At 46.2% G+C, this 11,024-nt stretch carries 13 protein-coding genes; all 13 read left to right on the top strand.

Annotation, left to right across the window (positions count from 1 at the left end):
* The first annotated feature begins 5 nt into the window (after positions 1–5).
* The 13 genes from C161_RS29910 to C161_RS29970 all read left to right on the top strand — a co-directional run bounded on the left by C161_RS29910 (position 6) and on the right by C161_RS29970 (position 10,995).
* Entirely contained in the window at positions 6–773 is a 768-nt protein-coding gene (locus tag C161_RS29910; RefSeq protein ID WP_036614865.1) for a cell division protein FtsQ/DivIB, read from the top strand.
* Between the two features lie 293 nt (positions 774–1,066).
* On the top strand, positions 1,067–2,350 hold the full coding sequence (ftsA, locus tag C161_RS29915) for a cell division protein FtsA (RefSeq protein WP_036614863.1): 1,284 nt from the start codon (positions 1,067–1,069) through the stop codon (positions 2,348–2,350).
* Between the two features lie 150 nt (positions 2,351–2,500).
* Positions 2,501–3,616, top strand: coding sequence for a cell division protein FtsZ (gene ftsZ / locus C161_RS29920; protein ID WP_017687306.1), 1,116 nt, complete (start codon positions 2,501–2,503; stop codon positions 3,614–3,616).
* A 261-nt stretch (positions 3,617–3,877) separates the two neighbouring features.
* Positions 3,878–4,858, top strand: coding sequence for a sigma-E processing peptidase SpoIIGA (gene spoIIGA, locus C161_RS29925; RefSeq protein WP_036674837.1), 981 nt, complete (start codon positions 3,878–3,880; stop codon positions 4,856–4,858).
* An 11-nt stretch (positions 4,859–4,869) separates the two neighbouring features.
* Entirely contained in the window at positions 4,870–5,592 is a 723-nt protein-coding gene (sigE, locus tag C161_RS29930) for an RNA polymerase sporulation sigma factor SigE (protein ID WP_017687308.1), read from the top strand.
* Between the two features lie 111 nt (positions 5,593–5,703).
* Complete coding sequence (gene sigG / locus C161_RS29935; RefSeq protein ID WP_017687309.1) at positions 5,704–6,486, top strand: RNA polymerase sporulation sigma factor SigG; 783 nt, start codon at positions 5,704–5,706, stop codon at positions 6,484–6,486.
* Between the two features lie 174 nt (positions 6,487–6,660).
* Positions 6,661–7,053 carry a YlmC/YmxH family sporulation protein gene (locus tag C161_RS29940; protein ID WP_017687310.1) on the top strand — a complete coding sequence of 131 codons (393 nt, stop codon included), beginning with the start codon at positions 6,661–6,663 and terminating at the stop codon, positions 7,051–7,053.
* A gap of 51 nt (positions 7,054–7,104) precedes the next feature.
* Positions 7,105–8,004: a peptidoglycan editing factor PgeF gene (gene pgeF / locus C161_RS29945; RefSeq protein ID WP_036674838.1), complete on the top strand. Its 900-nt coding sequence runs from the start codon at positions 7,105–7,107 to the stop codon at positions 8,002–8,004.
* A 6-nt stretch (positions 8,005–8,010) separates the two neighbouring features.
* Positions 8,011–8,712, top strand: coding sequence for a YggS family pyridoxal phosphate-dependent enzyme (locus tag C161_RS29950; RefSeq protein WP_036614854.1), 702 nt, complete (start codon positions 8,011–8,013; stop codon positions 8,710–8,712).
* Entirely contained in the window at positions 8,703–9,170 is a 468-nt protein-coding gene (locus tag C161_RS29955; RefSeq protein ID WP_036614853.1) for a cell division protein SepF, read from the top strand. The genes C161_RS29950 and C161_RS29955 overlap by 10 nt, the downstream gene beginning before the upstream one ends.
* Before the next feature lie 7 nt (positions 9,171–9,177).
* Positions 9,178–9,447 (top strand): YggT family protein, encoded by a 270-nt coding sequence (locus tag C161_RS29960; protein ID WP_036674839.1) that lies wholly within the window; start codon positions 9,178–9,180, stop codon positions 9,445–9,447.
* A 15-nt stretch (positions 9,448–9,462) separates the two neighbouring features.
* Complete coding sequence (locus C161_RS29965) at positions 9,463–10,245, top strand: YlmH family RNA-binding protein (RefSeq protein WP_036614847.1); 783 nt, start codon at positions 9,463–9,465, stop codon at positions 10,243–10,245.
* A 240-nt stretch (positions 10,246–10,485) separates the two neighbouring features.
* Positions 10,486–10,995: a DivIVA domain-containing protein gene (locus C161_RS29970; protein WP_017687316.1), complete on the top strand. Its 510-nt coding sequence runs from the start codon at positions 10,486–10,488 to the stop codon at positions 10,993–10,995.
* The last annotated feature ends 29 nt before the right edge of the window (positions 10,996–11,024 follow it).

Genomic DNA, 11,024 nt, shown 5'->3' on the forward strand with positions numbered 1-11,024 from the left:
TACTTATGCCTAAAAGTCAAATTCCGGTTCTGAAGAAGAATCGGCCAAAAGGAAACACAAGCCGCAAAATTGTAATTATTCTCTTATTATTATTTATTGTATTGCTGGCTGTATTATTCTTTCGTTCTTCCATGAGTCGGATTTCGGCAATTGAAATTACGGGTAATGTATATACAGCAACTTCAGAACTGCTGGAGAAAAGCGGACTGAAAGAAGGCGAACAATTTTTTGGGACAAGTACTGCCGAGGTTATTGAGCGTCTCAAGACAATCAAGGCGATTTCCACCGTTACCGTGGACAAAAAGTTTCCGGGGATTATCCATATCAAGGTTCAGGAATATGCCACGGTTGCTTATGAGCTTGGTTCTGATGGTACGCTAAAAGCGATATTAGCCAGTGGGACAAGCTTGACGGTTCCGGCAACAATTGGTGTTGCTGTGGAGAAGCCTATATTGACCCAATGGAAGGCTGATGATCCACTCAAAGCCAAACTGAGCCAGACACTGGCTAAAATTCCGAATGAATTGACGACGGATATTTCGGAAATTATTCCGAATCCAACGCCTTCATTTCCGGATCAGATTCGGATGTATACCAAATCGCAGTTTGAAGTGATTACAACCGTCTCTCTTTTATCGGATAAAGTGGAGTATCTGAATCAGGTGATTGAGACCGAACGGCCTGGGAAAATCACCATGCTTGAGGCAGATACCTATGTCCCTTTCATCCCGGATGACCCGGAAGATGATGCTGAACCAGGAGCAAGCCCCTGATCTTTGCCATGATGAGGCTGGACTGAATATGAAAGCCTAGGCAGGTCGGGGTTTGACCCCGTCAGAGCAATGAAACTTGTTCTTTCTGAGATGAAGAAAAAATGATACACTTGAACTTATGGCACATGAGTTGCCTCCTTCTTTTTTCTTCAATGTTTTATGTCTGGCAACCAGATTTTGACACCCAAAAACATTGTAGAAAAAAGAGGGAAAGCCTGAAGTGTGTTGAATATGTTTTAAGAGTGTTTAAATTCGAACGTAATTTACTATTGGAGTCAGGAGGTGCCACAGACTTGAGCAACAATGACATCATTGTTAGTTTGGACATCGGTACATCCAAAATTCGCGCTATTATTGGGGAAATGAATAATGGAACCTTTAATATTATAGGAGTTGGATCTGCCGACTCGGAGGGAATTCGCAAAGGTGTAATCGTAGATATCGATCAGACGGTGCAGTCGATTCGCAACGCAGTGGATCATGCAGAACGTATGGTAGGTATTCAAATATCCGAAGTGTATGTTGGAATCTCGGGAAATCATATCGGACTGATGAGCAGTCACGGCGTCGTGGCTGTGTCTAACGAGGATCGTGAAATCGGAGAAGAAGACATGGAACGGGTGTTGAAAGCAGCCGAAGTCATTGCAGTTCCACCGGAACGGGAAATTATTGATGTTGTCGCCAAGCAATATGTTGTGGATGGCTTGGAGGGCATACAGGACCCCCGTGGTATGATTGGTGTTCGTCTGGAAGTTGAAGCAACGATCATAACGGGTGCAAAAACCGCGATACATAATCTTTTGCGCTGCGTGGAAAAAGCGGGTCTGAAAGTAAGCGATCTGGTTCTCATGTCGCTTGGAGCGGGTCAACTGGCTTTGTCCAAAGATGAAAAAACGATGGGTTCAGTGCTTGTTGATATTGGAGCAGGTGCAACAACCATCGCCATTTTTGAAGAAGACAGTCTTGTTGCAACATCAACGTTGCCTATAGGTGGGGAATTCGTAACAAATGATATCGCCTATGGCTTACGCACGTTAACGGATCAGGCGGAGAAGGTGAAACTGAAATATGGCTGTGCCTGGTTGGATGATGCTGCTGCGGATGTGATGTTCAAAGTCACCCGAATTGGCAGTAATGTAGACAAGGAGTTTTCACAGGAGGATCTGGCAGCAATTATTGAACCTAGGGTTCAAGAAATATTCCAGATGATATCCCAAGAAGTGAAGCGTCTTGGTTACAACGAGCTTCCTGGAGGTTATATACTAACGGGAGGTACGGTCTCTATGCCGGGGGTTCTGCAGGTCGCTCAGCATGAGCTTGCTGCTTCGGTACGAGTTGCAGTTCCGGATTATATTGGTGTGCGTGACCCCGGGTTTACAAGCGGAGTCGGCATATTGCACAGTGTAATTCGCAGTTTGCGCATTCGTCCCTCGATCAATAACGGCGGTGGAAATAACAACAACAATAATAACAACAAGAAACCGACCAACCGTCCGAAGCCAAATACGGCACAGGAATCGGAGCAAAAACCCGGTCTGTTCGAGCGGCTGAAGAATATGTTCAGCGAATTTATATAACAGGTTGGATCCATTTCATACATTCTTGAAGCCGTCTGAATGCGCCGGTACTAAAATAAACGCTTTCGTTCGTCGATATATGAAATTGATTCGGTTCAAATCAAAAATTGGACGGGCCATCCATGCACATTGAGGGGGAGATGGAATAATATGTTGGAATTTGATTTCGAGATGGAGAGCTTGGCTCAAATTAAAGTCATCGGTGTAGGCGGCGGCGGAAGCAATGCAGTCAACCGTATGATTGAAAATGGTGTACAAGGTGTTGAATTTATTACGGTGAATACGGATGCTCAGGCGTTACACCTGGCGAAATCCGAGCATAAATTGCAAATCGGTGATAAATTGACTCGTGGTCTTGGTGCTGGCGCCAACCCGGATGTAGGTAAAAAAGCAGCGGAAGAGTCCCGCGATCTGATCATGAACACGTTGAAAGGTGCAGACATGGTATTTGTTACAGCCGGTATGGGCGGTGGTACAGGTACAGGTGCGGCTCCGGTTATTGCCGAAATCGCTAAAGAGTGTGGTGCACTTACCGTTGGTGTTGTAACTCGTCCATTTACATTTGAAGGACGCAAGCGTTCCAGCCATGCAGAGCAAGGTATTGAAGCTCTCAAGGAAAAAGTCGACACACTGATCGTGATTCCTAATGATCGTTTGCTCGAAATCGTAGACAAAAAGACTCCTATGCTTGAAGCATTCCGTCAAGCGGATAACGTACTTCGTCAAGCGGTACAAGGTATCTCTGATTTGATCGCTGTACCGGGTCTGATCAACCTTGACTTTGCTGACGTCAAAACGATTATGCACGAACGTGGTTCAGCTCTTATGGGAATTGGTGAATCAACTGGTGAGAATCGTGCCGCAGAAGCAGCACGGAAAGCCATTATGAGTCCTTTGCTGGAAACTTCTATTGAAGGTGCTCGCGGCGTAATCATGAATATTACGGGTGGCGTTAATCTGTCCCTGTATGAAGTGAACGAAGCGGCAGAGATCGTAACTTCTGCTTCCGACCCGGAAGTGAATATGATCTTTGGTGCCATCATTGACGAAGACCTGAAAGAGGAGATTAAGGTTACGGTTATTGCAACCGGTTTTGAAGATAAACCTGCTCCACCACCACCAGGACGTAAGCCAGCTCCAGCAACAGCGGAGACGACGGATACGCGTTCGCCGAACCTGCGTCCTTTCGGAAATCAGCCGAGCAATGATCAGCTGGACATTCCGACATTTTTACGCAATCGTTCACGCAATAATAACAACGATTAATACGCAAATCAATTTATTGGAAACCCGGTACTCCTTATGGAGCGACCGGGTTTTTTCTGTTTATTTAGATATCATAGCATACAGCAATGAACAAATTCTGAACAAAGAGCCTGAGCAATTCCGACAAAAAAAGTTGGAACCACACCCCCATGATTAGACAGACTTTGAACAGGGGGCTCCGTATACTTGTGAATATGCTCATGAATATCAGGATATCGGGTACCGGTATTTCGATATGTTGCGCGCAGGCAGGTGAAGACTTTGGTTGTTTATGTGGATCTGATTTTTTTGACAAACCTGTGTATTGACGGTGCACTCATCGGAATGACCGCCTGGATGCGCAAGACAAAGCTGGTTTGGTGGCGATGGTTGCTGTCAGCCATTGTGGGTGCATTATACGTGGTCATGATGTTTGTACCGGAGTTTGATTTTATGTTCACCTTTCTGATCAAGTTCGGGTTTTCGCTGGTCATGCTTACGATTGCTTTTGGTTTTAAAGGTCTGCAGGCTTTTGCGAGGACGCTCGGTACCTTCTATGTGATTAATTTTGTCGCTGCCGGAGGTATTCTGGGTGTGCATTACATGCTTCAGAGCTCCGGTGAGTTGTTTAACGGCATTTGGTTCACGGCTTCTGGCGGTATGTCATTTGATCTGAAAATTGCTTTCTGGTTCACGTTTATCGTATTTTTTTCTGTCCTGTTTTTATTCAAAGCTGTGCAGAGCTCAAAACGGAAAACGGATCGCATGACGACCTATTTGGGTAAAGTTGAGGTCTGCATCGATGAGGTAGTCATTTCTTGTACAGGCCTTCTGGATACGGGCAATCAACTTACAGATCCCTTATCGCGCATGCCGGTCATGGTGATGGAGGTTTCGTTATGGCAAGACATGTTACCCGCTTCATGGAAGGGTAGACTCAAGGACGAGGCGCCGGACAACCTTATTCTGGAGCTTGATCAGGAAAGTTTTCAGTGGCAGGATCGACTGCGGCTGGTGCCTTATCGGGGCATTAACAAAGGGACTGCGTTTATGCTGGCAATAAAGCCGGACCGGGTGAAGGTGACGATGGAGGAAACATGTTATGAGACGACAAGGGTACTTATTGGGCTGGATGGAGGTGTTTTGTCGTCGGATGGGAAATACCAGGCCGTGATTCATCCTGAACTTGTGCAAGACGCTGCTTCTGCGCAGTCTACGGCTCTCTCTGCGGGAGCAACAGAAAAGCCGCTGAATGTGGTATAGGAGGAACGTACATGCTTGTGAAATGGAAACTGGTGGCGCAGCTGCAATATTACCGTCTGTTATTTTTGTTGGGACTCAAAAGTGAAGAGATTTATTATATTGGGGGAAGTGAGGCACTTCCGCCGCCTTTGACAAGGGAAGAGGAAGAATTTTTGCTGCAAAAATTATCCTCGGGAGACTCGGCCATTCGCGCGATGCTCATTGAGCGCAACCTGCGTCTGGTGGTGTACATTGCACGAAAGTTTGAAAACACAGGAATCAATATTGAGGATTTGGTCTCCATTGGAGCTATCGGATTGATTAAGGCAGTTAATACATTTGACCCGGAAAAGAAAATCAAACTGGCAACCTATGCTTCACGTTGTATCGAAAATGAAATTTTGATGTACCTGAGACGTAATAGTAAGATCCGAACTGAAGTTTCTTTTGATGAACCGCTCAACATTGATTGGGATGGAAATGAACTATTATTATCCGATGTATTGGGTACAGAAAACGATACAATCTATCGGAATATTGAAGAGCAGGTAGACCGGAAACTTTTGCACAAGGCACTGGAAAAATTAACGGAGCGCGAGCGAATGATTATGGAGCTTCGTTTTGGCCTGACGGATGGGGAAGAAAAGACACAAAAAGATGTAGCTGATCTCCTCGGAATCTCCCAATCCTACATCTCTCGACTCGAAAAAAGAATCATTAAAAGACTTCGCAAGGAGTTCAATAAAATGGTCTGAAATACATCATTGGTCAGAATGGGTATTACTGGCAAGGGTGCCAAGTACGAATAAAAAAGCCTGCCCCGGAGATAATGTACATTAATGTTTCTCCTTGGGAGGTAAATCACGATGACCCGAAACAAAGTCGAGATTTGTGGCGTGGACACCGCAAAATTGCCTGTCCTCACCAACACTGAAATGCGGGAATTGTTTCATTCCCTTCAGCAACACCATGATCGCTCAGCAAGAGAGAAATTAGTGAATGGCAACCTGCGTCTGGTACTCAGTGTCATTCAGCGTTTTAACAATCGGGGGGAGTTTGTCGATGATCTGTTCCAGGTTGGTTGCATCGGCCTGATGAAAGCCATTGATAATTTTGATTTATCCCAGAATGTCAAATTTTCAACCTACGCGGTGCCGATGATTATCGGTGAAATCCGTCGATACCTGCGTGATAATAACCCAATTCGGGTATCTCGCTCCTTGAGGGACATTGCTTACAAAGCACTTCAGGTCCGTGACAGCCTGACGAATAAAAATTCCCGGGAACCGACGATATTCGAAATTGCGGAAGTACTGAATGTGCCGAAGGAAGATGTTGTTTTTGCATTGGACGCCATTCAGGACCCGGTCTCGCTCTTCGAACCGATTTATCATGATGGTGGAGATCCGATCTATGTTATGGATCAGATCAGCGATGACAGAAACAAAGATGTGTCATGGATCGAGGAAATTGCACTCCGTGAAGCGATGCATCGTCTTGGTCAGCGGGAAAAAATGATTCTGTCGATGCGGTTTTTCGAAGGGAAAACCCAGATGGAAGTGGCTGATGAAATTGGCATTTCCCAGGCTCAGGTATCACGTCTGGAGAAATCAGCGATACAGCAGATGCAAAAACATGTAAAGTCATAACACGATGCAAAGGCAGAAGGACGATCAATCGGGGCAGTGTATACCGTTGGTCGTCTTTTTGTTTTGGACCGTTTCCACATTCGATGAAAAACAGGACATTTTTCGCCCCTGAAACATATATTGTATAGAAGCGTGAAGAACGGGCAGAAGAGGAATAACAGGGGGCGGGAATGAATGAAAGTAAATACGAGCGAAGTAGCGGCACGAGGCATGAAAATCTCGGACTTTCAGACAAAGGATGTCATTAACATTACGGATGGTAAACGCCTCGGTCAGATCAGTGATTTGGAGCTGGATCTGAAGCAGGGACGAATTGAAGCGATTGTTGTGCCAGGGTACAGCCGTTTTATGGGTCTTTTTGGCGGGGGAACGGATCTGGTGATTCCATGGAGAAACATTGTGAAGATTGGTTCAGATGTAATACTGGTGAAGATGGATGAGGTGAAGGAAAATACGTATGACGAGCGTGATCGCGAAGCGCGCCTGTATGATGAACAGCAGCATAACCGCACAGAGCGAGTGGAACGCATTGAACGGTCGGAACGTAATCAGCGTCGAACGATATAAATGAGACAGAATGTGGCTCATTTGGTACACTGGAAGTGGTGAGGTGAGATAATGGAATCCTTTGTATTGGATAAAGAATTACATGAACGGACCAAGAACCCAAATTCAGATTTCGGTCCTGATCCGTTATTATTATATGTTGAGCCCTGGTCACAGCAATTTGAACAGTTGTCAGTCGGGTTTACGACGAGGCATGGTGGAGTTGGAAAAGTTCCGTATGCTACGCTCAATTGTGCTTATCATGTGGGGGATGACCCTGAAGTTGTACTTAACAACCGCAGGCTTGTAACCGAGAAGCTTGGCTTTGCAGCAGAAGCATGGACCTGTGGAGAGCAGGTGCATGGCAAACATGTAGCTGTAATTACCGCTGAAGATCGGAGCAGAGGATTACTTGATCGTCAATCTGCGTTGCAGGATACGGATGGATTGGTCACGAATGTGCCTGGTGTGCTGCTGACTTCTTTCTACGCTGACTGTGTTCCGCTTTATTTCTATGACCCTGTGCAGCAGGCGGTAGGTCTTGCTCATGCCGGCTGGAAAGGTACAGTCGCGGGTATCGCTGTATCCATGGTGGAGACGATGGAACGGAAGTATGGCAGCCGTAGGCAGGACATTCGAGCTGCAATCGGTCCGTCGATTGGAGATTGCTGTTATGAAGTGGATGAGGCGGTCATGCAGCATGTACGGGTTTGGTTTGATGATTCCCCGGTTAATGATAAATACAAGGATTCTGCTTCTAAACAAGCATATCGAGCCGTGAATAACGGTAAAACGATGTTAAACTTGAAAGAATGTAATCGACACATTATGATGAAAGCAGGAATAATGCCGGATCATATCGAATGTACAACATGGTGTACAAGTTGTCATCCCGAACTATTTTTCTCCTATCGGAAGGAAAATGGTGTTACAGGGCGGATGGCGAGCTGGATTGGGCTGGAAGAGAGGTGACCCTCTGTGTCATTGGAGGAGCGTATACAACAGGTAAATCAGAAGATCGAGGATGCATGTCGGCGCAGTAACCGTCATCGTGATGATGTGAATGTGATTGCGGTCACGAAATATGTCTCACTTGAAACAACGGGATCGGTGCTGGATCATGGTCTTGAGCATATTGGAGAAAACCGGTGGCAGGATGCACAGGCCAAATGGGAAGCTTTTGGTCAGCAGGGTACCTGGCACTTTATCGGTCATTTGCAGACAAACAAGGTGAAAGACGTGATTGGCAAGTTTCGTTACATACATTCACTGGATCGTTTGTCATTGGCGAAGGAGTTGGATAAAAAAGCAGCCTCACTTGGCATCCAAGTGGAAACGTTTTTGCAGGTGAATATTTCGGGTGAAGAGAGCAAGTATGGATTACAGCCTGAACAGGCAAGTTCTTTTTTGCGTGATATTCGTTCGTTCAACAATCTCAAGGTCGTTGGCCTAATGACTATGGCACCTCATGAGGAAGATCCGGAGCTGACGCGTCCCGTATTTCGTGGATTGCGTGAGCTGAGAGATCAATTGAATGGACAAGCCCTTACAGCAGAGCCATTGACTGAGCTGTCGATGGGGATGTCCAATGATTTTGAAGTGGCCATTGAAGAAGGTGCAACCTGGGTACGGCTAGGATCGATTCTCGTAGGAAAAGAGGAGGGTTCACGATGGGCGTAATGAATAAATTTATGAATTTCCTCGGACTTCAGGAAGAGGAAGAGATTGTGGAACGTGAACGAATGGCTGCGCAGGAGGAAAATGAGGCTGAACATCAGGAAGCTGAAACCTCCAGTCTCGATAAACGTAGAAACCAAAGGGGGAATAATGTGGTGAGCATTCATTCCCAGAAAAATGTTAAAGTTGTCCTGTATGAACCGCGTTCTTATGACGAGGCTCAGGAAATTGCCGACCATCTGCGTTCGCATCGTACCGTTGTGGTGAACTTGCAACGAATTCGCCAGGACCAAGCGTTGCGCGTTATTGATTTTCTGAGTGGCACGGTATATGCATTGGGTGGCGGTATTTCCAAAATCGGCGGAAACATTTTTCTCTGTACGCCAGATACGGTTGAAATTCAGGGATCAATTACGGAAATACTGGCTGACAGCGAGCAAGATTATAACAGAATGAGGTGAGCCACTTTTGTATCAGATTGAAAGCGTGTTGTACACGTTATACCAGATTTACTTTTACATGGTCATTGTCTACATATTGATGTCTTGGCTTCCCAATGCGCGGGAAAGCTTCATCGGTGAATGGCTGGGCAAATTAGTGGAACCATATCTAAGACCGTTTCGCCGATTTATACCGCCTTTGTTCGGTGTGCTGGATATTTCCCCGATTGTGGCGCTGATTGTTCTGCAACTTGCGCTTAATGGGCTGATCTCCATACTTCGGTATTTTGCATATTAGGGTAGGGTGACATAGATGAGCGGTGAAATTTACGAACATTTTAGCCATGATGAGCGGGATTTTGTAGATAAGGCTTCGGATTGGGTTGAGCAGGCGGGTAAGTATCATGACATGAAGCTAACTGACTTTCTTGATCCAAGACAGGTTTTTATCTTACAGACTCTTGCCAATCGCCGTAACGACGTTCAGATTCGTCTGGATGGTGGTTACGAGGCTGCTGAACGCAAGCGTGCGCTGGTTGCACCTGATTATATGTATCTGGATGATGAGGATATGGGTATGCAGGTGCTCAGTATTACGTCTGATGATCAGAAAATCTCGGAGCTGGAGCATGGGGACTATATGGGTTCCCTGCTCGGGCTTGGGATGAAACGTGGAAAGATCGGGGATATCCAAGTGCTGGAGGACGGTTGCCATACAGTGGTGGCGGCGGAAACCGGCGCTTTTTTATCGCTTCAACTGAATCAGGTGCATCGGTTACATGTGTTCACAGAGTTACTTCCTTTGGATCAGATGCGATGGTCAGAGAGTAAACTGGAGACGATGGACATTACGGTCGCTTCGCTTCGTTTGGATGGAATCTGCGCAGATGTGTATCGGCTTAGTCGCAGTAAAGTGCTGGCTCCGATCAAAGCTGGTCGCTGCCGTGTGAACTGGAAAGTTGAGGAAGATCCCTCCAAGTCGCTAAAAGCGGGTGATGTCGTATCCATTCAGGGATTTGGCCGCTTCAAGGTTATGGAACAGGATGGGATGACCAAAAAAGGGCGTTGCCGAGTGAAAATCGGCAAATTTGCCTGAGTCTGTTGCAGGAAAATCCGCTTTCTTGTCGAAATGTTTATCATAAAGGTGTAGAAAATACGCGGTGTATCCGATAAACATTAAGTCAAAGCTTTACATGAACGTTGGAGGATGCAATTCTGATCCTGCATTCCGTATACGTTGCCAAGGTTAGGCATCAACGATACGGCCCCTTGGGTGGTACCCATATGCTGCAAACCTTCTCTGGACGGGAAGGAACTTTAACAGGAGGTGGACAGCATGCCATTAACGCCGCTGGACATACACAACAAGGAATTTTCCCGACGTTTGCGCGGGTATGACGAGGATGAAGTCAATGAATTCCTGGATCAAGTCATCAAAGATTACGAAGGCGTCATTCGCGAGAACAAAGAGCTGAGCAATCAGTTGCTGTCCGTTCAGGAGAAACTGGATCATTTTTCTACAATTGAAGAGACGCTTAGCAAAACGATCATCATTGCGCAGGAAGCTGCTGATGATGTGAAGGGTAATGCGAAGAAAGAAGCGCAGTTGATCGTGAAGGAAGCAGAGAAAAATGCAGACCGGATCGTGAACGAATCGTTGGGCAAATCTCGCAAAATTGCTTTGGAAGTGGAAGAACTGAAAAAGCAGGCCTCGATTTACCGTGCCCGTTTCCGCACGCTTGTTGAAGCGCAGCTTGAACTGTTGACTCAGGATGGTTGGGAAGTGCTGGAGAGCCGGGAGCAGGAAGTGCGTGACCGTGAGCGGGAGATGAAAGAAATTTATTAGTCTGTCGCCTGGTTGACTTTTGTCTGCAA

The organism is Paenibacillus sp. FSL R5-192 (assembly GCF_000517845.1).
Taxonomy (GTDB): domain Bacteria; phylum Bacillota; class Bacilli; order Paenibacillales; family Paenibacillaceae; genus Paenibacillus; species Paenibacillus amylolyticus.